At 71.5% G+C, this 22,571-nt stretch carries 18 protein-coding genes; 10 read left to right on the forward strand and 8 right to left on the reverse strand.

Annotation, left to right across the window (positions count from 1 at the left end; genetic code table 11):
• Positions 1 to 86 precede the first annotated feature (86 nt).
• Positions 87 to 1,034, forward strand: coding sequence for a serine hydrolase (locus ACFYQ6_RS19100; RefSeq protein ID WP_361579058.1), 948 nt, complete (start codon positions 87 to 89; stop codon positions 1,032 to 1,034).
• 75 nt (positions 1,035 to 1,109) lie between these two features.
• On the opposite strand, the gene ACFYQ6_RS19105 is transcribed toward ACFYQ6_RS19100, so the two are convergent.
• From ACFYQ6_RS19105 to pdhA, 3 genes are read right to left on the reverse strand one after another with little or no spacing between them, the layout of a single operon-like run.
• On the reverse strand, positions 1,110 to 2,504 hold the full coding sequence (locus ACFYQ6_RS19105; protein WP_388763923.1) for a dihydrolipoamide acetyltransferase family protein: 1,395 nt from the start codon (positions 2,502 to 2,504) through the stop codon (positions 1,110 to 1,112).
• 11 nt (positions 2,505 to 2,515) lie between these two features.
• Positions 2,516 to 3,496 (reverse strand): alpha-ketoacid dehydrogenase subunit beta, encoded by a 981-nt coding sequence (locus ACFYQ6_RS19110; protein WP_361579062.1) that lies wholly within the window; start codon positions 3,494 to 3,496, stop codon positions 2,516 to 2,518.
• A gap of 2 nt (positions 3,497 to 3,498) precedes the next feature.
• Positions 3,499 to 4,659, reverse strand: coding sequence for a pyruvate dehydrogenase (acetyl-transferring) E1 component subunit alpha (gene pdhA, locus ACFYQ6_RS19115; RefSeq protein WP_361579064.1), 1,161 nt, complete (start codon positions 4,657 to 4,659; stop codon positions 3,499 to 3,501).
• 346 nt (positions 4,660 to 5,005) lie between these two features.
• Between pdhA and ACFYQ6_RS19120 the strand changes: the two genes are divergently transcribed.
• The 3 genes from ACFYQ6_RS19120 (at position 5,006) to ACFYQ6_RS19130 (ending at position 7,563) form a co-directional block, all read left to right on the forward strand.
• Positions 5,006 to 5,665 carry a response regulator transcription factor gene (locus ACFYQ6_RS19120; protein WP_361579066.1) on the forward strand — a complete coding sequence of 220 codons (660 nt, stop codon included), beginning with the start codon at positions 5,006 to 5,008 and terminating at the stop codon, positions 5,663 to 5,665.
• A gap of 208 nt (positions 5,666 to 5,873) precedes the next feature.
• Complete coding sequence (locus ACFYQ6_RS19125; RefSeq protein ID WP_388763926.1) at positions 5,874 to 6,497, forward strand: pyridoxamine 5'-phosphate oxidase family protein; 624 nt, start codon at positions 5,874 to 5,876, stop codon at positions 6,495 to 6,497.
• A 1-nt stretch (position 6,498) separates the two neighbouring features.
• Positions 6,499 to 7,563, forward strand: a complete 1,065-nt coding sequence (locus ACFYQ6_RS19130) for a phosphotransferase (protein ID WP_361579068.1) — start codon at positions 6,499 to 6,501, stop codon at positions 7,561 to 7,563.
• A gap of 46 nt (positions 7,564 to 7,609) precedes the next feature.
• Here ACFYQ6_RS19130 and ACFYQ6_RS19135 read toward each other — a convergent pair whose 3' ends face one another.
• Positions 7,610 to 9,211: a protein kinase gene (locus ACFYQ6_RS19135; RefSeq protein WP_361579070.1), complete on the reverse strand. Its 1,602-nt coding sequence runs from the start codon at positions 9,209 to 9,211 to the stop codon at positions 7,610 to 7,612.
• 293 nt (positions 9,212 to 9,504) lie between these two features.
• On the opposite strand from ACFYQ6_RS19135, the gene ACFYQ6_RS19140 reads away from it, so the two are divergent.
• From ACFYQ6_RS19140 to ACFYQ6_RS19165, 6 genes are all read left to right on the forward strand, one after another.
• The gene (locus ACFYQ6_RS19140) at positions 9,505 to 11,139 is read left to right on the forward strand and encodes a protein kinase (RefSeq protein ID WP_361579072.1); all 1,635 of its coding nucleotides are present in this window, start codon (positions 9,505 to 9,507) and stop codon (positions 11,137 to 11,139) included.
• 589 nt (positions 11,140 to 11,728) lie between these two features.
• On the forward strand, positions 11,729 to 12,037 hold the full coding sequence (locus ACFYQ6_RS19145) for a hypothetical protein (protein WP_361579074.1): 309 nt from the start codon (positions 11,729 to 11,731) through the stop codon (positions 12,035 to 12,037).
• An 80-nt stretch (positions 12,038 to 12,117) separates the two neighbouring features.
• The gene (locus ACFYQ6_RS19150; RefSeq protein WP_361579076.1) at positions 12,118 to 12,813 is read left to right on the forward strand and encodes a PadR family transcriptional regulator; all 696 of its coding nucleotides are present in this window, start codon (positions 12,118 to 12,120) and stop codon (positions 12,811 to 12,813) included.
• 136 nt (positions 12,814 to 12,949) lie between these two features.
• Complete coding sequence (locus ACFYQ6_RS19155; protein ID WP_361579077.1) at positions 12,950 to 13,714, forward strand: ABC transporter ATP-binding protein; 765 nt, start codon at positions 12,950 to 12,952, stop codon at positions 13,712 to 13,714.
• Positions 13,711 to 16,575: an FtsX-like permease family protein gene (locus ACFYQ6_RS19160; protein ID WP_361579079.1), complete on the forward strand. Its 2,865-nt coding sequence runs from the start codon at positions 13,711 to 13,713 to the stop codon at positions 16,573 to 16,575. The genes ACFYQ6_RS19155 and ACFYQ6_RS19160 overlap by 4 nt, the downstream gene beginning before the upstream one ends.
• Before the next feature lie 104 nt (positions 16,576 to 16,679).
• Positions 16,680 to 17,228, forward strand: a complete 549-nt coding sequence (locus ACFYQ6_RS19165) for a bacterial proteasome activator family protein (protein WP_361579081.1) — start codon at positions 16,680 to 16,682, stop codon at positions 17,226 to 17,228.
• A gap of 311 nt (positions 17,229 to 17,539) precedes the next feature.
• Here ACFYQ6_RS19165 and ACFYQ6_RS19170 read toward each other — a convergent pair whose 3' ends face one another.
• The 4 genes from ACFYQ6_RS19170 to ACFYQ6_RS19185 form a co-directional block, all read right to left on the reverse strand.
• On the reverse strand, positions 17,540 to 18,541 hold the full coding sequence (locus ACFYQ6_RS19170) for an NAD(P)H-quinone oxidoreductase (protein ID WP_361579083.1): 1,002 nt from the start codon (positions 18,539 to 18,541) through the stop codon (positions 17,540 to 17,542).
• A gap of 130 nt (positions 18,542 to 18,671) precedes the next feature.
• Positions 18,672 to 19,814: a potassium channel family protein gene (locus ACFYQ6_RS19175; protein ID WP_361579085.1), complete on the reverse strand. Its 1,143-nt coding sequence runs from the start codon at positions 19,812 to 19,814 to the stop codon at positions 18,672 to 18,674.
• On the reverse strand, positions 19,772 to 21,376 hold the full coding sequence (locus ACFYQ6_RS19180; protein ID WP_388763931.1) for a molybdopterin-binding protein: 1,605 nt from the start codon (positions 21,374 to 21,376) through the stop codon (positions 19,772 to 19,774). The genes ACFYQ6_RS19175 and ACFYQ6_RS19180 overlap by 43 nt, the downstream gene beginning before the upstream one ends.
• 209 nt (positions 21,377 to 21,585) lie before the next feature.
• On the reverse strand, positions 21,586 to 22,461 hold the full coding sequence (locus tag ACFYQ6_RS19185; protein WP_356742036.1) for an NTP transferase domain-containing protein: 876 nt from the start codon (positions 22,459 to 22,461) through the stop codon (positions 21,586 to 21,588).
• Positions 22,462 to 22,571 lie beyond the last annotated feature (110 nt).

Consider the following 22,571-nt stretch of genomic DNA (forward strand, 5'->3'; position numbering starts at 1 on the left):
GTATCGGGGCCTCTCCATATCCCGGTCCCCTCTACGCATTCGCGAACTCGGAGCGTTCATTGATATCGAGCCGCAAGACCCGCCCCATGGCCGGCCACAAGGCCCGCAGCAAGCGCCTGCGCAACGCCGTCGTCGCAGCGGTCGTGTCCGGTGGCGTGATGCTGGCGGTCACGCCCCTCATGTCCTCCGCCGAGGCCGCTGTACCCCTGCCGACGCTCAGCGCCAAGGGCGCGTACCTGCAGGACAGGGCCACCGGCGTCAAGAAGTACGGCAAGAACGCCGACATCAAGCGGCAGATGGCCAGCACCACCAAGGTCATGACCGCCGCCGTGGTGCTCAACACGCCCGGCGTCGATCTGTCCCGCAAGGTGACCATCTCGCAGACCTACCGCGACTACGTCACGGCCCAGGGCGCCAGCACCGCGGACCTGAAGACCGGTGACAAGGCCACGGTCCGTCAGCTGCTCCACGCCCTGATGCTCCCGTCCGGCTGCGACGCGGCGTACGCCCTGGCCGACACCTACGGCGTGGGCACCACCCGGGCAGCCCGGACGAAGCAGTTCATCGGTCAGATGAACAAGAAGGCCGCCGAGCTCGGGATGACGAACACCCTCTTCGACTCGTTCGACGGCATCTCGTCGACCGGGAACAACTACTCGACCCCGCGCGACCTCGCGCAGCTCGCCAGCTACGCGATGCGGGGCTCCACCCTGCGCGGCATCATGAGCACCACCAAGTACGTGACCCCCGTGACGACCAGCACCGGCGCGCTGCGCACGTACACCTGGTACAACACCAACAAGCTGCTCGGCTCCTACAGCGGCGCCGTCGGCATCAAGACCGGCACCGGCACCGCGGCAGGCCCCTGCCTCATCTTCGCCGCCACACGAGGCGACAAGACGTACGTCGGCGTCATCCTGAACGGCACCGACCGCTACAACGACGCGGCCAAGCTGCTGGACTACGGCTTCGGTTCCACCACCGCGACGACCATGAAGCTGCGTACGCTGCCCCCGGGCGCCCAGCGCGACTGATCCGGCACCGGACACGGACAGCTGGACACGAACAGAAGGGTGCGGCCACCGACCGGTGGCCGCACCCTTTGTCCGTCAGGCCCAGGTGATCAGGCGCTTCGGCTGCTCCAGGACCGCCGCGACGTCCGCGAGCACCTTGGAGCCGAGCTCTCCGTCGACGAGCCGGTGGTCGAACGACAGCGCCAGCGTGGTGACCTGGCGGGGCTTCACCTTGCCCTTGTGCACCCACGGCTGGAGCTTGATCGACCCGACCGCCAGGATCGCGGACTCCCCGGGGTTGAGGATCGGCGTACCCGTGTCGACGCCGAAGACGCCGACGTTGGTGATGGTCACCGTCCCGCCGGCCATGGCGGCCGGGGAGGTCCTGCCCTCACGCGCCGTGGAGACCAGCTCGCCCAGTGCCTCGCCCAGCTCGGGGAGGGTCTTGGCGTGCGCGTCCTTGATGTTCGGCACGATCAGACCGCGCGGGGTGGCGGCGGCGATACCCAGGTTGACGTAGTGCTTCTGCACGATCTCCTGGTTGGCCTCGTCCCAGGCGGCGTTGATGCCCGGGTTCCGCCTGATCGCGACCAGGAGGGCCTTGGCGATGATCAGGAGCGGGTTGACCCGGACCCCCGCCATGTCCTTGTCCTCCTTGAGCTCCGCCACGAGCTTCATCGTGCGCGTCACGTCGACGGTGACGAACTCGGTGACGTGCGGAGCCGTGAAGGCACTGCCGACCATGGCCTGGGCGATGGCCTTGCGCACTCCCTTGACGGGGATGCGGGTCTCCCGCCCGTCCGTGCTCGCGGGCACGGCGACGGGCTCGGCGGTCACGGCCCGCGCCGCGGCCTGCTCGGGGACCTCGGCGGGGGCCGGGGCCGCCGCCGCGTGGACGTCCTCACGGGTGATGACGCCGCCCTCGCCGGTCGGGGTGACCGTGGTGAGGTCGATGCCCAGGTCCTTCGCGAGCTTGCGCACCGGCGGCTTCGCGAGCGGGCGGGCCTCCCGCATAGCCGCGCTGTGGCCGTTCATCTCCGCCTGCACCGCCGCGGCGGCCGGGCCGGGGATCTCGACCCCCTTGCGGGCCCGGCGCTTGGTGGAGGTCTCGGCCACGCCGTAGCCCACCAGCACCGGCTGGCGGCCCTTGGGGGCCTCCGGCTCGGCGTCGGGAACGGGCTGCTGGACGGTCTCCGCAGTCGCGGCCGGAGCGTCACCGCTGCCGGGCGCCACGTCCACCGCGATGATCACTTCGCCCACGTCGACGGTGGTGCCCTCGGGGAAGCGCAGCTCGTGCACCACCCCGTCGAAGGGGATCGGCAGCTCCACGGCCGCCTTCGCGGTCTCGACCTCGCACACCACCTGACCGTCGGTGACGGTGTCGCCGGGCTGGACGAACCACTTGAGGATCTCCGCCTCGGTCAGTCCCTCGCCCACATCGGGCATCTTGAACTCGCGGAAACGAGCAGACGTCTCGGTCATCGTCGTCACGACCCCTCTCCTCAGAACGCCAGCGAGCGGTCGACGGCGTCGAGCACCCGGTCGAGACCCGGAAGGTACTCGTCCTCGAGCCGGGCGGGCGGGTAGGGGGCGTGATAGCCGCCGACCCTCAGCACCGGGGCTTCGAGGTGGTAGAAGCAGCGCTCGGTGATCCGGGCCGCGATCTCGGCGCCGGAGCCGTAGAACACCGGCGCCTCGTGGACGACCACGAGCCGGCCGGTCTTCTCGACCGAGGCCTGCACGGCGTCGAAGTCGATCGGGGACATCGACCGCAGGTCCAGGACCTCGATCGACTTGCCCTCCTCCTGCGCCGCGGCGGCCGCCTCCAGGCAGACCTTCACCATCGGGCCGTACGCGACGAGCGTGAGGTCGGACCCCTCACGTGCGACGACGGCCTTGTGGAGCGGGAGAGGGATGGACTCGGTGTCCAGCTCCCCCTTGTCCCAGTACCGGCGCTTGGGCTCGAAGAAGATGATCGGATCGTCGCTCTGGACGGCCTGCTGCATCATCCAGTAGGCGTCGGCCGCGTTGGACGGCGAGACGACCTTCAGGCCGGCCACGTGCGCGAACAGGGCCTCGGGCGACTCGCTGTGGTGCTCGACGGCACCGATGCCGCCGCCGTACGGGATGCGGATGACGACCGGCAGCTTGATCTTGCCGAGTGCGCGCGCGTGCATCTTCGCGAGCTGCGTGACGATCTGGTCGTACGCGGGGAAGACGAATCCGTCGAACTGGATCTCGACGACGGGCCGGTAGCCACGCAGGGCCAGGCCGATCGCCGTACCGACGATGCCGGACTCGGCCAGCGGGGTGTCGATGACCCGGCCTTCCCCGAAGTCCTTCTGGAGCCCGTCCGTGATGCGGAAGACCCCTCCGAGCTTGCCGACGTCCTCGCCCATGACGAGGACCTTCGGGTCGGTCTCCAGTGCCTTGCGGAGCGACTCGTTGAGCGCCTTCGCGATGGACATCTTCTCAACGGCCATGGCTAGTTGCCCTCCTCGGCGAACGATGCCTGGTAGGCGGCGAACTGGGCGCGCTCCTCGTCGACCAGCGGGTTGCCGTCGGCGTAGGCGTGGTCGAAGATCGCCAGCCGGTCCGGGTCGGGCATGGCCCGTACCGCTTCGCGGACCCGCTTGCCGAGGGCCTCGCTCTCCTCCTCAAGCGCGGTGAAGTAGGCCGCGTCGGCGAGGTCCTGCTTCTCCATGTACGCGCGCAGCCGCAGGATCGGGTCCTTGGCCTCCCAGGCCACCCGCTCCTCGTCCGCCCGGTACTTGGTCGGGTCGTCGGAGGTGGTGTGCGCACCCATGCGGTAGGTGAACGCCTCGACGAGGGTCGGCCCCTCACCACGCCGGGCACGCTCCAGCGCCGACCTGGTGACGGCCAGGCAGGCCAGGACGTCGTTGCCGTCGACCCGGACGCCGGGGAAGCCGAAGCCCTGCGCACGCTGGTAGAGCGGCACGCGCATCTGCTTCTCGGTCGGTTCGGAGATCGCCCACTGGTTGTTCTGGCAGAAGAACACGACGGGGGCGTTGTACACGGCGGAGAAGGTGAAGGCCTCCGCGACGTCGCCCTGGCTGGACGCGCCGTCACCGAAGTACGCGATCACCGCCGAGTCCGCGCCGTCCTTGGCGACGCCCATGGCGTAGCCGGCGGCGTGCAGGGTCTGCGAGCCGATGACGATCGTGTACAGGTGGAAGTTGTTGGTGCTCGGGTCCCAGCCGCCGTGGTTCACGCCTCGGAACATGCCGAGCAGATTGGTCGGGTCGACGCCCCGGCACCAGGCCACGCCGTGCTCCCGGTAGGTCGGGAAGACGTAGTCGTCGTCGCGCAGTGCACGGCCGGAGCCGATCTGCGCGGCCTCCTGGCCCAGCAGGGAGGCCCACAGGCCCAGCTCACCCTGACGTTGCAACGCGGTCGCCTCGGCGTCGAACCGCCGGGTCAGGACCATGTCCCGGTAGAGACCGCGGAGCTCGTCCGCGCTCAGGTCGATCTCGTAGTCCGGGTGCTCGACGCGGTCGCCCTCCGGCGTCAGCAGCTGCACCAGCTGCGGGCCGGAACCCTCCGTCGTCTTCGCGGGCGTCTTCGCGGCGCTGGTCCGCTTGCTGCTGCGTCGCGGTTTGCGCGCGGCAGTGCTCTCCACGGTCACGTGCGTGCTCCTCCGTCGGTCCGGCCCCCGGGATGGCCGGGAACCAGTGCGGCTCGCCTGTGTCCGGACCCGTGCACGGGGTGGGTGCCGCTCGGCCGGGAACAGGCGTGACAGGTGCCCCGGCGAGCGTCCTGCCATAAGCACGTTACCCAGTGCATCGCATAACTGCGAAACACCTTGTGACCTGCGATTTTGCTTGGATTTCCAAGTAAATCGCAAAATTCGTGAACTCCTGCTGGTCACAGCACTGGCAACAGCCTGGCAGGCGGCCGGAACAACGGCACGTTATCCCGGCCGACAGCCCCAGGGAAGGGCGGACGACCAGCGAGTGTGTGAGACTGCGAATGTGCGCGAAGAAGGAAAAATCACGGTATTCCTGCTCGATGATCACGAAGTCGTCCGGCGTGGCGTCCATGAGCTGCTCTCCGTCGAGGAGGACATCGAGGTCGTGGGCGAGGCCGGCACGGCGGCGGACGCGCTCGCGCGCATTCCGGCGACCCGGCCCGATGTCGCCGTCCTCGACGTGCGCCTGCCGGACGGCAGCGGGGTGGAGGTCTGCCGCGAGGTGCGCTCGCGGGACGAGAACATCAAGTGCCTGATGCTCACCTCGTACGCCGACGACGAGGCCCTCTTCGACGCGATCATGGCCGGGGCCTCGGGATACGTCCTGAAGGCGATCCGCGGCAACGAACTGCTCAGTGCCGTACGGGACGTGGCGGCCGGGAAGTCCCTGCTGGACCCCGCGGCCACCGCCCGCGTACTGGAGCGGCTGCGTGAGGGCAAGGACGGCAAGGGCGACGAGCGGCTCGCGAGTCTGACCGACCAGGAGCGCAAGATCCTCGATCTGATCGGTGAGGGTCTGACGAACCGCGTGATCGGCGAGCGGCTGCATCTCGCGGAGAAGACCATCAAGAACTACGTCTCCAGCCTGCTCGCCAAGCTGGGCATGGAGCGGCGCTCGCAGGCGGCGGCGTACGTGGCGAGGCTTCAGGCCGAGAAGCGCTGACCGCCCGGCGCTCGCAGGCGGCGGCTTACGTGGCGAGGCCTCAGGCCGAGAAGCGCTGACGGCCCGGCGCTCGCAGGCGGCGGCTTACGTGGCGAGGCCTCAGGCCGAGAAGCGCTGACGGCCCGTGCTCCGTCCGGGACCTTGGTCCCGGCCCGTCCGGGGCGGCGGACTCTTACCCGGCCCCTACACGTCGCGGACAGTGGGAAGCATGCTTTCCTCCCGCCCCTCCGACACCTCGGGCCGCACCGGCACCTCCGTCACCGCGAGCTCCGCCGCCGGGGCCGGTCCCGGCGTGCCAGGTGGCTCCCACGGCGCCGGACCCGGCGTGTCAGGTGGCTCCCACGGCGCCGGACCCGGCGCGTCGGGCCGCTCCCGCCACGCGGGCCCCTCCGCGACCTCCAGCTCGGACACCTCCCGTGCCATGGAGCTGCTCGGGAGCGTCCGCTACGGCCGGCTGGCGATGAGCATGCGCGCCCTGCCGTTCCTGGCGGTGGCCCGGCACCTGGTGATCGAAGGGCGGGTGGTCCTGCGGATGCACCGGGGGCTCGGCTTCCACGAGTCCTGCGACGGAAGCGTCATCGCCTACGGGGCGGACAACTTCAACTCCCCGGCCTCCGGCGCCGTCCAGGACCTCTGGTCGGTGCAGTTCACGGGGCCCGCCGAGATCGTCCGCCCCGCCCCCGACCAGCGCGAACGCTTCGGGACCGGCCCCGCCGAAGTGAACGGGGAGCACTTCGATCCCGTGTACCTCCGGCTCGATCCGCACGTCGCGCACATGCACACTCTGGCCTTCGACGCAACTCCGTCAGGGCGGACACACAGCGTCACCTAACATGTGGCGAGTGCTGCGCTCATCTGTGACCCTCCCACCTGTTCCTCCGGTCGGCGAGGTCATGCGCCGCTACCCGGACGCCGGTGAACCCCTGGCCTGCGAGCCCCTCACCAAGGGCCTGCTCAACCACGGTTACCGCGTGTCCACCACCCGCGGGTCGTACTTCCTCAAGCACCACCTCGACAAGCACCACCTGGACGACGCCAGCGGCGACCACGCCACGATCGTCCGGCAGCACCGGGCCACCCAGCAGCTGCACTCCCTCGGCGTGCCGGTCGCCCCGCCCCTCGCGGACACACAGGGTCACACGGTGACGGTCATCGACGGGCAGCGCTACGCCCTGCACCAATGGGTGGACGGCCTCCACCGGGACGGCACTCAGCTCACGACCGCCCAGTCGCGGCGGCTCGGGGCGCTCCTCGGGACCGTGCACATGGGCCTGGACCAGGTCATGGAGGCGGACTCGCCGCCTCCGGTACGGCGGGGGCAGAGCACCAGCCCCGACCCCGCCGAGACGTTCACGCTGATCGACGAACTGCTGACGGCAGCGCGGGGCATGGGGCCGAGGGATGCGTTCGACGAGCTCGCCGTGCACCGTCTCGTCGAGCGGCGCGCCCTGCTGGAGCGGCACGCGCACCGGCGTCCGCCCACTCCCGGCGGGGCGGCCAGAGGCTGGGTGCACGGCGACTTCCACCCGCTCAACCTGCTCTACCGGGGCGCCGACCCAGTCGCGATCGTGGACTGGGACCGGCTCGACGTGCAGCCGCGCGCGGAGGAGGCCGTACGTGCTGCGGCCATCTTCTTCGTCCGCCCGGACGGGAAGCTGGCGCTGGAGAAGGTGCGGGCGTACGCCCGCGCGTACCGACGCTCGGCCGGCGCGGGCGCGGCGGAGATGGCGGCCGCTGTGCACCGGGTGTGGTGGGAACGCCTCAACGACTTCTGGATACTGAGCTGGCGCTACCGCTTCCACGACCGCAGGGCCGACCCGCAGTTCCCTGCGGTGTCGGCCCTGGCGGTGTGGTGGACGCGTGAGTACGAGGCGGTCGGCGAGGCGTTCACCGGGTGAGGGGCGCCGGGTGAGGGGCGCCCTCGTGTCCCGGTGGTGGCTTCCCTCAGCCCGCGGTGGTGCCGGCGGCCCCGGCAGCGGATCCGGCCGCGGCCCCGGCCGACGTACCGGTCGTGGTGCCCTCGGTCGTCGTGCCTCCGGTGTCGTCACCGGTGCCGCCGTCGTCGCCACCACCCTCGGTGGTCCCGCCGTCGTCGCCGGTTCCGCCGTCCGTCGTCGTCCCGCCGTCGCTGGTGCCCGGGTCGGGTGACGTGGGAGTCTCCGACGGCTTCTCCGTGGGCTCGGTCGGCTCCTGCGTCGGGGTCCACGTCGGGTCGTCGGTGGGCCACGTCTGGCCACCCGAGGAACTGTCCGGCTCCTCGGTCTCCTTCGTCTCCTCGTCCGTCGGCTCCGCCGACGAAGGGGTCGGCGAGGGGCTCACCGAGGTGGAGGGCGCGGTCGGGGACTTCTTGGTGCCGCCGCCGTCGTTCGCCGCCTGGACGGCGAACGCCACACCCGCGCCGATCGCGATCAGCGCAAGGAGCACGAACAGCCACATCTTGCCGCGGCCGCCCCCGTTGTGGTGACCGCCGGCGTACGCCCCGTCGTCGGGGTTCATGGGCGGCAGGATCGGCCCCTGCGAGGTGTCCCCGTGCATCGGGCGCCCCATGGCCGCCGTGCCGCCGCCGATGTTCATCGCGGCCGTGCGGTCGCCGCCGTGCGTCTCGACCGGGCCGGTGTTCCACGTGCCCGTGTGGCCGCCCTGTACCTGGAGCATCTGCAGGCTGTACTGGACGAGGCCGCGCATCTCCTCGGCGCTCTGGAACCGGTCGTCCGGGTCCTTCGCGAGAGACCGCATCACCAGGCCGTCCAGCTCCGGCGGGACGGAACCGGCGACGTCCGAGGGCGGGACCGGGATGTCCTGGACGTGCTGATACACCACCGAGAGAGGGGTCTCACCGGTGAACGGAGGCCGCAGGGCGAGCAGTTCGTAGAGCAGGCAGCCGGTGGCGTACAGGTCGGAGCGGTGGTCGACCGCCTTGCCGAGGGCCTGTTCGGGGGAGAGGTACTGCGGCGTGCCCATGACCATGCCGGTCTGCGTCATCGTCGACTGCGCGCCGTGCAGCGCGCGGGCGATGCCGAAGTCCATCACCTTGACCGCGCCGGAGTGCGTGATGATCACGTTCGCCGGCTTGATGTCACGGTGCACGATGCCGTGCTGGTGGGAGTACGCCAGGGCTTCCAGGACGCCCGAGACGATGATCAGCGCCTGCTCGGGCGGCGGGGCCTCGGCCTCGAGCAGGAGGTCCCTGATGGTGTTGCCCTCGACGAGCTCCATCACGATGTAGGGCACGGTCGCCCCGCCCACGACGTCCTCGCCGGAGTCGTACACGGCGACGATCGCGTGGTGGTTGAGCCCCGCGACCGACTGCGCCTCACGCGTGAAGCGCGCCTTGGAGACCGGGTCCTCGGCGAGATCGGAGCGGAGCAGCTTCACCGCGACCGTGCGGCCCAGACGGACGTCCTCCGCGGCGTAGACCTCGGCCATGCCGCCGCGGCCGAGCCGGTGCGTCATGCGGTACCGGCCGTCCCCGACCACACCTCCGACGCCCCAGGAGTCGGTGCCATCCGAAACTCCGCCGCCGTTTGCTTCGGATTCGGGTGCCATCAGTCCTCGCCGTCGTTTCTGTCCGCGCGTCCGCGGGTTCTCACGGTGCCTTGCTGCATTGCCACGTCACGCTACAGCCTCCGTGCGACGCGCCGGTTCACAGAGTGACGGGCCATCCAATCGGCTGGCGCGCCGCTCGCGCAAATTCCATGCGGTTCCTGTAACGCTTCCGAGACGCTTCTTGTGCGTAGGGTCACGGAACGGGCACCTGGCTTGACGTGTCGTACCCCTCGGGCAGACTTGGCCCGTAACAAGGATGATCGCGTCCGTCGGGCGCCGAGGGGGAGCAAGTCATGAGCCACGACGGCGCACACGGCGCACAGGGGCGCTACGCGGGCGGTTCCGTGGCCGGCGGCCGCTACCAGCTGCGCGACCTGCTCGGCGAAGGCGGGATGGCATCCGTCTACCTCGCCTACGACACGGCCCTCGACCGCCAGGTCGCCATCAAGACGCTGCACACGGAGCTGGGGCGCGAGCAGTCCTTCCGCGAGCGGTTCCGGCGCGAGGCGCAGGCCGTCGCCAAGCTCCAGCACACCAACATCGTCTCGGTGTTCGACACGGGCGAGGACGAGCTCGGCGGCGCGCTGATGCCGTACATCGTCATGGAGTACGTCGAGGGGCAGCCGCTCGGCTCCGTGCTCCAGTCGGACATCCAGCAGTACGGCGCGATGCCCGCCGACAAGGCGCTCAAGGTGACGGCCGATGTGCTGGCCGCCCTGGAGACCAGCCACGAGATGGGCCTGGTCCACCGCGACATCAAGCCCGGCAACGTGATGATGACCAAGCGTGGCGTCGTCAAGGTGATGGACTTCGGCATCGCCCGCGCCATGCAGTCGGGCGTCACGTCGATGACCCAGACCGGCATGGTCGTCGGGACCCCGCAGTACCTCTCCCCCGAGCAGGCGCTCGGCCGCGGCGTCGACGCGCGCTCCGACCTGTACTCGGTCGGCATCATGCTCTTCCAGCTGCTCACGGGACGTATCCCGTTCGACGCGGACTCGCCTCTCGCCATCGCGTACGCGCATGTGCAGGAGGAGCCGGTCGCCCCGTCCAGCATCAACCGTTCGATCACTCCCGCGATGGACGCCCTCGTCGCCCGCGCGCTCAAGAAGAACCCGAACGAGCGCTTCCCCAGCGCCGCGGCGATGCAGGACGAGATCGCGCGCGTGCTGAACGCGAGCGGCCCCACGGGCGCACCGGCGATCGTCGGCGGCGTCAGCCCGGCGAACAGCGGCTCGGGTGTCGGCTCCGCCGTCTTCCCGCCCGTCGACCAGGGCACGCCCGCGCCGCAGAGCGTGCAGACGCCGTACGCGCCCCACCCCCACCAGCAGCACCAGCCTGGTCCGTACGGTGCGCCCACTTCCGCGCCCACGCCGGGATATGGCTACCCGCAGGCGCCCCAGCCGTACGGAACCCCGGGGCCTCTGGGGCACCAGACGCCTCCTCCGTACACGATGTCCCCCCAGACCACGGGCGGGGCGGGCGGCGGCGGCTCCAAGCGGAACATGCCGGTCCTGGTCGGTGCGATCGTCGTCGCCCTGCTCGCGATCGGCGGTCTGGTCACCTTCCTGAACATGGACGACGACTCGTCCGGCAAGAACGACGACCCCGGCTCCGGCGAGACCACGGTGGCCGGCGAGCACAAGGCCCCCGAGCGGAACCGGACGATGGACACGGAGGACTGCACCGACGCCACGGAGGACACGGACGACCCGGCGAAGGTCCAGGCTCCGAGCTTCCTCTACAAGGACATCCTTTCGGTGAAGGAATGTGCCCTGGCCGCTGGTTGGACGATCAAGGAAGTCGAGGAGCCCGGAAACACGTACGCGGAGGGTCAGGTCGTGGACCAGTTCCCGTCCTCCGGCACGGCGGTTTCCGAGGACGGCGCCCACTTCGAGCTGAGGATCTCCACCGGCGATCCGGCCTGACCGGCAGTCCGGTTCGAGCGAGGATCCGGCCCGAGCGGCAGTCCGGTTCGGGCGACGATCCGGACTGAGCGGCATCCGGTTCGAGTGACGATCCGGACTGGGCGGCAAATCGGTTCGAGCCACGATCCGGCCTGGGCGGCAAATCGGTTCGACCGGCAGTCCTGCTCGACCGGTGATGCGGCTTCGGCCGGCCGATCCGGCTCCGCCGGTGATCCCGTCCGGAGCCGGCTCGACGGTCCGCGGGGTTCCGGGCGGGGCGACCGGGCCCTGCGCGCCGCCTGAAGCCGCTCGACGTCCAGCGGTCGGCCGCACCCAGGATGCCGGACAAATTCGGGCATGTGACGCTGATTCCATGCCTCCAGGACTCCCGGCTTCACGGTCGTCACGGTGCGTGGTCTGCCTCGTGACGGCGGCCGGAGTCGCGTTCGGCCCCGTCACCTGGGCGCACGGCGAGGGCGCCGGGGCCGCCTCCCCACGTTCGGCCCTGTCGGCGGCCACGGCACATTCCGAATCACCCTCCCCCGATGCCGGCTCTTCCGGCGATGTCGGCTCTTCCGGCGGAAAGAGCCCCTCCGCCGGGGAGCCGTCCATGGCCGGGCGGCCGGCCGGGGAGGGCCGGGCCCGGCCGGGCCGGTCCCTGTCGCCGCTGGAGCTCGCGGAGTCCGAGGCCGCGGCCGACGAGGAGCCCCCCGAGGCGGATCCCGAGGCGGATCCCGGTGCGGTGCCCCCCTTCACGCCCCCGCCCGGCGCCTTCCCCGAACCGGGCGAGACGCGGCAGCGGCAGGCACTGGACGAGCCCGCCGTTCGCCAGGTGCGCGACGTGTCACTGGGTACCGGAATCACCTTGGTCGGCCTGGGGCTGGCGTTTCTCGCGTTCCGCATGCGCCGCGCCAACTGACCCCGCGAGGGCCCGTAGCCGTCACCGGCCCGGACCGGCGGAGCTTGCGTCGACCAACATACTGGGTATACATACTCAGTATGTCGATCCGTCACGGCCTGCTGGCCCTCCTGGAGCGAGGGCCTCGGTACGGCTCCCAGCTCCGGACCGAATTCGAGTCCCGCACCGGTTCCACCTGGCCGCTGAACGTCGGGCAGGTCTATACGACGCTCAATCGCCTGGAACGCGACGGACTGGTCGCCCAGGACGGCGAGGACGACGCCGGACACGCGCTCTACTCGATCACCGACGGCGGCCGCGACGAGCTGCGCAGCTGGTTCGAGACGCCCGTCGACCGCACCAGCCCTCCGCGTGACGAGCTGGCGATCAAGCTCGCGATGGCGGTCGGGGCTCCTGGCGTCGACATCCGGGCCGTCATTCAGGCCCAGCGGAGCCACACGCTGAGGGCGATGCAGGACTACACCCGGCTGAAGGCCCAGGCCCTGGCCGATGTACCCACCGACCGCGACGAGGTCGCCTGGCTGCTCGTCGTGGAGCAGCTGATCTTCCAGGCCGAGGCCGAGGCCCGCTGGCTGGACCACTGCGAGTCCCGTCTCGTCCGGCTGGCCGCAGCCGCCGCCACCGAGCCCTCGTCCGGATCGCAGCCGGGTCCGGGACCGGGACCGGGCGCAGGGTCGGGCGCCGCGCCGGGCGACGGATCGAGCACGGCCTCCGGTCCGGGCGCCGGTCGCGGTGCCTCCCGTGCCGACAGGAGCCGGTCCCGGCTCCGGCGCTGACCGGCTCCGGCGCCGACCTGCCTGGCCGCCGCCGCCTCCTCTGACTCTGCCGCCGACTCCGCCGTTGCCTGCGCCTCCACCTCCCGTACGTCACGTCCCGCTCGTCGTCCGTCGTTCCTAGGGGGAACACGCCGCCATGCCCTCATCCGTCTCCTCCCCGCCCGTCGCCGTGCCCGGGGGCACGCCCGTCCTGGAACTGCGGGCGCTCACGCGCACCCACGGCTCCGGCATCGCCGAGGTGCACGCTTTGCGCGGCGTCAGCCTCTCCGTGCACGCCGGGGAACTCGTGGCCGTCATGGGCCCGTCCGGGTCCGGCAAGTCCACCCTCCTGACCCTGGCCGGCGGTCTCGACACCGCGAGCAGCGGCCAGGTCGTCATCGAGGGCCAGGACATCTCCGCGCTCGGCCACAAGGACGTCGCGGCCCTGCGCCGGCGCAGCGTCGGCTATGTGTTCCAGGACTACAACCTGATCCCGGCCCTCACCGCCGCGGAGAACATCGCCCTGCCGCGCGAGCTCGACGGCGTACCCGTGCGCAAGGCCCGCAGGGAGGCCCTCGCAGCGCTGGAGGAGATGCGCCTCTCCGAGATCGCCGACCGTTTCCCCGACGAGATGTCCGGTGGCCAGCAGCAGCGCGTCGCCATCGCCCGCGCCCTCATCGGTGACCGGCGTCTGGTGCTCGCCGACGAGCCGACCGGTGCGCTCGACTCCGAGACCGGCGAAGCCGTCCTCGCCCTCCTTCGCAACCGCTGCGACCGGGGCGCGGCCGGGGTCATGGTGACCCACGAGCCCCGGTACGCCGCATGGGCCGACCGGGTCGTCTTCCTCAGGGACGGCTCCATCGTCGACCAGACGCTGTCGTCGGGCGCCGACTCGCTCCTGACCGCCGAGGGTGCCCGGTGAGCGTCCTGACGGGGTGGCGAGCCGCCCTCCGGATCGCCCGGCGTGACGCCCTGCGCGCCAAGGGCCGCAGCGCGCTCGTCGTCGCGATGATCGCCCTGCCCGTGCTCGGGGTGACCGCGGCGGACGTCACGTACCGCAGCTCCACGTCCACGGCCGCCGAGGAGCTGACGGCGGAGATGGGGGCGGCGGACGCGGTGTTCAGCACTGCGGGAGCCGGGCGCGTACCGGTGGAACAGCTGCCGGACCGCACGCTCTGGGAGACCGCGCCCGGGGGACCGGTGCCCCCGGACGGCGCCCCGGAGGCCGTCGACGTGCGGGGCGCTCTGCCGAAGGGCTCGACGTACCTCACCGAGCAGTCCGTGCCCGCGGCCGTCACCACCCGGCACGGCATCACCGACACCGAGATCGTCGAGCTGCGCACCTCCGCCCCCGCCGTGCGCGGCAAGCTCGAACTGGTCGACGGCGCCTACCCGGCCCGCGACGACGAGGTCGTCGCCACCGAGCCCTTCCTGGCGTCCACGGGACTCCACATCGGATCGCGTACGACACTGCGGGGCCCGGGGCTGACGTACACGATCACCGGCAGCGTGGAGCTGCCCGCCGATCTCGGCAGGAAGGCCCTCTACGCCGATCCGGGCACCGTCGTCGCGCCGTGGAAGAAGGCGGCCCAAGGCGACCCGAGGATCGCACCACCCCGCCCGGACGACCCGAAGTGGCTGGTCGACGGGCCGGCCGGGACGGGTATCCGCTGGTCGGACGTCCTCGTGGCCAACCGGATGGGCCTCCTCGTGCTGTCCCGTCAGGTGGTCCTCGACCCGCCACCGGACTCCGAGGTCCCCTACGCCACCCGCCTCGCCCCCGCCTACGACTACGGCGACGGTTCGGCGGAACTCGGCGCCGCGGTCGTGACGGTCGTCGCCATGGCGGTCCTGGAGATCGTGCTGCTGGCCGGCCCGGCGTTCGCCGTCGGCGCCCGGCGCTCGCGCCGCCAGCTCGGGCTCCTGGGTGTCTGCGGAGGCGACCGGAGCCAGGTACGGGCGGTGGTCCTGGCCGGAGGCGTGGTGCTCGGGGCCGCGGGCGCGGTGGCCGGTGTGGTCGCGGGCCTCGCGCTCACGGTCCTGTTCCGTCCGCTGATCGAGGACTGGACCGGATCCCGGTTCGGGGAGCTGGAGATCCGGCTGTGGGAGGTGCTGGCGATCGCCGTGATCGGCCTCGTCACGGGTGTCCTCGCGGCGCTGGCCCCGGCGCTCGTGGCCGGGCGCCAGTCCGTCCTGGAGTCGCTGACCGGCCGGCGGGGGACGCGGCGGAGCTCCCGTGTCCTGCCGGTCGTGGGCTGTGTGGTCATGGCGGGCGGGGTGGCCGTCGCCGTGTTCGGCGGCACCGAGGGCGACACGACGCTGGTCGCCGGTGGCTCGGTCGTCGCCGAGCTGGGAGTGCTCGCCTGCATCCCGGTCATCGTCGGCTTCCTCGGCCGGCTCGGGGCGCGGCTGCCGCTCTCCCCGCGGATGGCGCTGCGTGACGCCGCCCGCAACCGGGGACGCACGGCTCCGGCCGTCGCCGCCGTGATGGCGGCGGTCGCGGGCACTGTCGCCATCGCGACGTACACGAGCAGCGTGATGGCTGAGCACACCTACGACCACATCCCCACGCTCACCCCCGGCACCGCCGCGCTCGTGGCCGGCAGTCCGTCGGCCGTCGACCAGCTGGGCCACGCGAGGGCGGCGGCACGACAGCACCTGGCGCTGAGCGGCGGCCGCGCCGACATCGCACGGGTCTGGGCCGGCTCCGACTGCGGGGTCTACTACGAGGAGGAGAACGGCTGCGGCACGCTCACCCTGGTCAAGCCCACCGGTGAGGGGCACAGCTGCCCGCTCCAGGGCGCGGGCGCCGGAAGGCTCGCCGAGAAGCTCTCCGCCGAGGCGCACCAGAAACTGATGCGCACCCCCGCCTGCATCGACGAACACATCAGCGCGGCGGCCTTCTACACGAACGAGAGTCACATCGTCGTCGGCGACGCCTCACTGCTCGGTTCGTACGTGAAGCTCGACGATCCCGCGGCCGCCGAGGCGCTGGCGGCCGGAACCCCCGTACTGCTCAACTCCGCCTACGCGCGGAACGGCCAGGTCACCCTGAAGGCCGTGCACAGGTACAACCCCCGGGACAAGAAGAACCGGGAGCTGCACCCGGGCAAGGCCAGGACCACGACGGACCGGCTGAAGGTGTACGTCGCGCCGGCGGAGTACGCCGCCACACCCGGGATCCGCATGATCCTTCCGCAGAGCGCGGCGAAGCGCCTGGGCCTGCACACGGAGGACTACGCCAGCGTCTTCCCCGTTTCGCACACGCCCACAGAAGCGCAGCAGCAGACGATGTCGGCCGCGTTCGCCCAGGCCGGGGACGGGGTGCACCTCCAGACGGCGGAAGGGCCCCGGTCGCGGGACGAGGATGTGATCCTGCTGATCCTCGCCCTGTTCGCGGGAGTGGTGACGGTGGGTGCCGCCGCCATCACCACCGGGCTCGCCAAGGCCGACGCCGAGGCCGACCTCACCACGCTCAGCGCGGTGGGCGCGCCCCCGGGGGTGCGGCGCTCGCTCTCCGGATTCCAGTGCGTGGTGGTGGCGCTCACGGGCGTCCTGCTCGGCACGGCGGCCGGGATCGTGCCCGCGGTGGCGCTGCGTCTGGTCGACCTGCGCGAGGCGATGGCTGCCATGCGGGAGCAGCCCATGGACTCCGCGTACACCCCTGTCGTGCTGCCCTGGGAGACGATCGGGCTGCTGGCGGTGGTCGTACCCCTGGTCGCCGGGTTGCTGGCCGCGGCGTTCGCCGGGTCGCGTCAGGCCCTGGCGCGGCGCGCGGGGTGACCGGCAGCGGCTGATCGGACGGCCTGGTGCCTCCGGAGAGGGGTGATCATCCCTTACCGGGGGCACCACCATGTGGGGAGGCCCGTGTGCGAGACAATGGCGTCATGGAGATGCCGAGGAATGAACGGTCGCAGGAGCACCCCCAAGTCCTCGTAGTGGGACAGGACGGAATGGCTATCGGCGGCGGTGGCGGTGACGACGACTCGCGCGAGGTCCCGGTGACGGAGATGGTCGAACAGCCCGCGAAGGTCATGCGCATCGGCAGCATGATCAAGCAGCTTCTCGAGGAGGTCAGGGCGGCACCTCTCGACGAGGCGAGCCGCGTCCGCCTCAAGGAGATCCACGCGAGTTCGGTGAAGGAGCTGGAGGACGGCCTGGCTCCCGAGCTCGTGCAGGAGCTGGAGCGGCTCTCGCTGCCGTTCACCGAGGAGTCCGTGCCCTCCGAGGCCGAGCTGAGGATCGCTCAGGCCCAGTTGGTCGGATGGCTGGAAGGGCTCTTCCACGGAATCCAGACAGCTCTCTTCGCCCAGCAGATGGCGGCCCGCGCACAGCTGGAGCAGATGCGCCGGGCCCTCCCTCCGGGCGTCGGCCATGAGGACGAGGACGGTGCGGTGGATCCGCACGGCCCGGCACGCTCCGGCCCGTACCTGTAGGTCCGAGCCACCGACCACCGCTCACCCCAGGGGCCCGGCACACATGGCGTGTGCCGGGCCCCTGTGCGGTCGTGGGGCGGTCGGGCCCCGGGCCTCGGGCACCCCGCCCCAGGGCCTCGGGGCTCGGGGCTCGGGGCTCGGGGCTCGGGGCTCGGGGCTCGGGGCCAGGCGGACAGGCTGGTCCGGCGGCTCGGGCTGCTCTGCGTCAGCCCGCTGGGAGTGTCAGGCCTTCGGGTGTCGGGTCCTTCGGTGGCAGCCCGATGGGTGTCAGCCTGCGGGTGCCAGGGCCTTCGGGTTCAGCCCGCTGAGTGTCAGGCCTTCGGGGTGTCAGCCTTCGGCGCGATGAGGAGGATCTTGCCGATGTGGCTGCTGGACTCCATCACCCGGTGGGCTTCCCCCGCCTCCGCCATCGGCATCGTGCGGTCCACGATCGGCCGGACGACGCCTCCGGCGATCAGCGGCCAGACATGCTCCCGTACCGCTGCGATGATCGCGGTCTTCTCCGCGAGCGGGCGGGCGCGCAGCGACGTGGCCGTGACCGCAGCCCGCTTGCTGAGCAGGGCGCTCAGATTCAGTTCGCCCTTCGCTCCGCCCTGGAGTCCGATGATCGCCAGCCGTCCGTTCACGGCCAGGGCCCGGACGTTCCGGTCCAGGTACTTCGCTCCGACGATGTCGAGGATGACGTCCGCACCGGCGCCGTCCGTCGCCTGGCGCAGCTCTTCCACGAAGTCCTGCTCGCGGTAGTCGATGAGGATGTCGGCGCCGAGTTCCTGGCAGCGCGCCAGCTTCTCCGGGCCGCCCGCCGTCACCGCGACGCGGGCTCCGACGGCCTTGGCGAGCTGGATCGCCATCGTGCCGATGCCACTGGAACCGCCGTGGATGAGGACGGTCTCACCGGGGCGCAGATGGGCCACCATGAAGACGTTCGACCAGACCGTCGCCGCCACCTCGGGAAGCGCGGCGGCATCCGCCAGATCCACACCCTCGGGTACGGGCAGGAGCTGTCCGGCCGGTACGGCGACCTTCTCCGCGTAGCCGCCACCTGCCAGCAGCCCGCACACCTCGTCGCCGACAGACCACCCGGTCACCCCGGGGCCGAGCCCGGTGATCCGGCCGGCGCACTCCAGACCGGGGTAGGGCGAGGCGCCGGGGGGCGGGTTGTAGAAGCCCTGCCGTTGGAGGACATCGGCACGGTTGACCGCGCTGGACACGACCTCGACGAGGACTTCACCCTCGCCAGGTACAGGATCGGGGACCTCGGCCCATACGAGCGCTTCGGGGCCGCCTGGTTCGGGGATCGTGATCGCATACATGGCCGCGAGGCTACTCCGTGCGAGCTCCAGGACGAGGGTGGACCTGCCCGCGCCACCGCACGGCCGTCAACCGGGGGCGCCGAAGGACCTGCCCACGCCACCGCCCGACACGGAACCGGGGCGCGAGACCCTAGTGACGCTGGTTGGGACCCTGAGGGAGCCCTGTAGGCGACGCGTGGAGCGGTGAGGCACGCACGATCGTGATCACCCGGTCCGTCAGCTGCAGAGGGCTGGCTGCCGGATCGTCGTAGCCGAGCAGCCGGTGGCCGCGCAGCACGCTGACCACGAGGTCGTCGGTCTCCCGGACGTTCTTGCCCACCTCGGCCTTTATGACCGGCCGTTCGACGAGGTCGAGTCCACTGCCCTGCTGGATCAGATCCTCCATCACCGTGCCCGCGCTCGGGCTGAGGACGGAGAGGCCCAGGAGCCGTCCCGCCGCACTCGCACTGGTGATGACGGCGTCCGCTCCGGACTGCCGCAACAGGGGCGCGTTCTCCTCCTCGCGCACGGCCGCCACGATCTTGGCGCCCTTGTTGAGCTGACGCGCGGTCAGTGCCACCAGTACGGCGGTGTCGTCGCGTTGCGTGGCGATGATGATCTGACGCGCCTTCTGGACCTCGGCACGCAACAGCACGTCACTGCGCGTCGCGTCTCCCAGCACACCCACGAAGCCTTCGCTATTGGCCGCTTCGATCACTTTGCCGGCCGGATCAACGATGACGATCTGTTCTTTCTTCAGACCCGTCGCGCAGAGCGTCTGAATCGCCGAACGGCCCTTCGTGCCGAAGCCGACGACAACGGTGTGTTCACGCAAGTTGGTTCTCCAACGGTTCAGCCGGAAGTCCTCCCGGGTCCGTTCCGTCAGGACCTCGAGGGTGGTGCCGACCAGGATGATCAGGAAGAGCACGCGCAGCGGCGTCACCAGCACCACGTTGACGAGCCGGGCCGGGTCACTCTGCGGGACGATGTCGCCGTACCCGGTCGTCGAGAGGGTCACCGTCGCGTAGTAGACGGCGTCGAGGAAGTCGACCTTCTCGTCGGCGTTGTCGTAGTACCCGTCCCGGTCGGCCCAGACGATGAAGACGGTGGTGGCCAGAACCGTGAGAGCCATCGCAAGTCGCTTGGCCACCTGGCGCAGCGGTCTGTCCACCACCCTGCGCGGAAGCAGCACCCGGGTGGGTACGACGTTCTCGTCTGCGCGCCTGGCCATCGCGTCGTGGCCGGGAAGTTTCACGTGAAACACCCTTCCGTCCAGGGCGTCGCCGAGGCCCACGGTAGATCGAGGATCTCCACCTCGGTGCCGGACCGTACCCCGCCGGGCGGCACCACGGCCAGCCCGTCGGCGGCGGCGATCCCACGAAGCATCGCGGGGCCGTTGTAATGCAAGGGCACAACCTTGTCGTCGCGGTGGACTACAGGGACGAGTCGCGTGTCGTGCGGATGTCCGTGCACCTCTTGATGGACGGGCGTGCGATACGGGTTCTGGGCAGCCCGGCCCGCGAGCCCTCTGAGCAGAGGTTCCGCCAGCGTGAGCAGTCCGGAGACCGCGGCCAGCGGATTACCCGGCAGGCCCACCAGACAAGGGCCGCCCCCGGCGAGCCTGGCCAGAAGCATCGGATGGCCGGGGCGTACGGCCACACCGTCGACCAGCAGCTCGGCTCCGATCCTCGCCAGAACCGGGTGGACGTGGTCCACCGGGCCGGCGGCGGTCCCGCCCGTGGTGAGGATGAGGTCGGCGTCGGAGGAGACGAGAGCGTCATGAAGTGCCGCGGCATCATCTCCGAGGCGCCGGGGTTCGGCGACCTCCGCACCCAGGGCCTGAAGCCAGGGGCCGAGCATGGGGCCGAGCGCATCCCGGATCAGCCCCTCGTGCGGCAACCCCGCCGTGAGCAGCTCGTCCCCGAGAACGAAAATGTCCACGCGTGGGCGCGGTACGACGACGAGCGCGTCGTACCCGGCGGCAGCCGCCAGCCCGAGCACGGGCGGGGTCACCACCGTCCCGACGGGCAGCAGCTCGTCGCCGGAACGGCACTCCTGGGCCCGGGGCCGGATGTCCTGCCCAGGAACCACCTCGCGAGTCGCGTGCAGCAGCCCTCTGACCTCGTCGAAGTGCGCGTGCTCGCTGCGGATCACGGCGGTCGCCTCCGCCGGGATGCGGGCACCCGTGGCGATCCGTAGCGCTTCCCCGTCCGGCAGCGGTGACACGGCGCCACGCCCGGCGAGCAGGCCTTCGGCCTGCGCTGCGGCCCACGGCCCCGGCCCGGCGACGACCCAGCCGTCCATGGCCGAGGTGTCGAAGGAGGGAAGGTCGGTGAGAGCTACGACCGCCTCGGCCAGCACATGCCCGAGGGCCCGGTTCAGGGGGAGCCGATGGGCCGCGAGAGGCGCCTCGCGGCCGAGGGCACCAGCCAGGCCGCGCGCACGGGACCAGGCCGTGGCCGCGGTGCGGTGGGAGTGCGTGGAGGAGGCAGAACCGCCGGCCGGCGACGGCTCGGGAGTGCTGTGGCTATGAGAGGTGCGGTGGGTACCGCGAGCGTCGGAGGTGTTAGAGGCGCCGGAGGCGCCAGGGATGCCGGGAGTGCCGGAGGCCTCGCTGCTGTGAGCAGCAGGCCCAGGAGCCGCCGCGCCCTGGGACGAACCCGAAGCCCTGGGACCGGGAGACGCGGGGCGGCCCGACGCGGGGCCGGCCGACGCGGGGCCGGCCGACGCGGGGCGTGAGGTTGCAGAAGGACCCAGGGTTGCCGGGCCGGACGCCGGGCCGGAGGGCGCGGGGCCAGGAGACGCGGGCCCCGGTGTCTCCTCGTCGGAGGACGCGGGGCCTGGGGGAGTGCTCATACGCACGCCCGAGTCCCGTGGCGTGGGCGAAGAGGCCGGGCTTGCCGTTCCAGGCCGGTCCGGCGTGGAACGAGCGGTTTGCGGCTGACGCCCGACCAGAGCCAGCGCCTGTTCGACCGCGCGCTCCTCCTCAGCCGCCCGCTCCGCCTCGGTGGCACGCCGGACCTCGGCCGCGGCAGCCGCTGCCCGGGCCTCGCCTCCGTCAGCCGTCATGGCGTGCCGGGGCCGCTGCCCGCCCCCGTTTCCTCCTCCCACCGGAGCGCGAGGGCCGTGGCCTTGCGAGAGGCGTCCGCCACTGCCTCGGCTGCGGCCTCCGGGCTCAGGCCGCTGCTTGCCTTCGCCGCGGCGTACCCCACCAGGAAGGTGGTCAGCGGCGCGGCAGGCCTGGCGACGCCGTGGGCGGCATCACGGGCGAGGTCGAGCAGGACGCCGGTGTCGACGTCGAGTTCGATGCCCAGTTCGGTCTTGACTGCGGTGATCCATTCGTCCAGCACGGTCCCATGCTCCCTGATCCGCGCCCTGGCGGCACCAATGTCCTCCCAGGTGTCGCAGTCGAACGAAGCGAGGGGCCCCGCCTCGACCCGGGCCAGGTCCAGTTCGGCCGTGAGCAACCGCAGCGGAAGGCCGGCCAGGCTGCCGTGCTCGGTGGCCAGGAGGGCGAGCTCGCGGCGCAGCGGCTCGGCTCGGTACGCCGCGACCAGCGGCTGGTCCCGGCCGTCCGGATCGACACACAGGGCGCCTTCACGGCCTTCGGCCCGGCTCGCCTCCAGCAACGAGCGCACGGTCGCCTCACCGAGGAACGGCAGATCCGCGGACAGCACCAGCACGCTCTCCGCACGCGTGTGCCGGACCCCGGCTCCGAGAGCGGCCAATGGCCCTCCGCCCTGCGGCACTTCTCGCGTCCAGGAGACCGGCCGCGCCGTGGGTCTGCGCCCACCGACCACCACGGTGGATCCGGCGTCGGCACAAACGGCGAGCACCCGGTCGAGCAGCGCGCGGCCACCCACCCGGAGCCCTGGTTTGTCGGCTCCCCCGAGGCGTTTCGCGGCCCCGCCGGCCAGGACGATGGCGTCATACGCGGTCATGCCCCGAGTATGCGGGCCGTCCGCTCACGACGATCCCCGGGGGACCGAAGTCACGGACCGGGCCCGGGCCCGTTCTGACCGGAGGGGGCTGCCCGCACAGGCCCGCGTCC

Source organism: Streptomyces sp. NPDC005494 (assembly GCF_042872025.1).
Taxonomy (GTDB): domain Bacteria; phylum Actinomycetota; class Actinomycetes; order Streptomycetales; family Streptomycetaceae; genus Streptomyces.

Coding starts and splice junctions, on each gene's coding strand:
- ACFYQ6_RS19130 (WP_361579068.1), top strand. CDS start 6,499: ATGTGGCGAGTGCTGCGCTCATCTGTGACCCTCCCACCTGTTCCTCCG.
- ACFYQ6_RS19185 (WP_356742036.1), bottom strand. CDS start 22,461: ATGACCGCGTATGACGCCATCGTCCTGGCCGGCGGGGCCGCGAAACGC.
- ACFYQ6_RS19125 (WP_388763926.1), top strand. CDS start 5,874: ATGCTTTCCTCCCGCCCCTCCGACACCTCGGGCCGCACCGGCACCTCC.
- ACFYQ6_RS19170 (WP_361579083.1), bottom strand. CDS start 18,541: ATGTATGCGATCACGATCCCCGAACCAGGCGGCCCCGAAGCGCTCGTA.
- ACFYQ6_RS19135 (WP_361579070.1), bottom strand. CDS start 9,211: ATGGCACCCGAATCCGAAGCAAACGGCGGCGGAGTTTCGGATGGCACC.
- ACFYQ6_RS19110 (WP_361579062.1), bottom strand. CDS start 3,496: ATGGCCGTTGAGAAGATGTCCATCGCGAAGGCGCTCAACGAGTCGCTC.
- ACFYQ6_RS19180 (WP_388763931.1), bottom strand. CDS start 21,376: ATGAGCACTCCCCCAGGCCCCGCGTCCTCCGACGAGGAGACACCGGGG.
- ACFYQ6_RS19165 (WP_361579081.1), top strand. CDS start 16,680: ATGGAGATGCCGAGGAATGAACGGTCGCAGGAGCACCCCCAAGTCCTC.
- ACFYQ6_RS19140 (WP_361579072.1), top strand. CDS start 9,505: ATGAGCCACGACGGCGCACACGGCGCACAGGGGCGCTACGCGGGCGGT.
- ACFYQ6_RS19100 (WP_361579058.1), top strand. CDS start 87: ATGGCCGGCCACAAGGCCCGCAGCAAGCGCCTGCGCAACGCCGTCGTC.
- ACFYQ6_RS19150 (WP_361579076.1), top strand. CDS start 12,118: ATGTCGATCCGTCACGGCCTGCTGGCCCTCCTGGAGCGAGGGCCTCGG.
- ACFYQ6_RS19155 (WP_361579077.1), top strand. CDS start 12,950: ATGCCCTCATCCGTCTCCTCCCCGCCCGTCGCCGTGCCCGGGGGCACG.
- ACFYQ6_RS19145 (WP_361579074.1), top strand. CDS start 11,729: ATGGCCGGGCGGCCGGCCGGGGAGGGCCGGGCCCGGCCGGGCCGGTCC.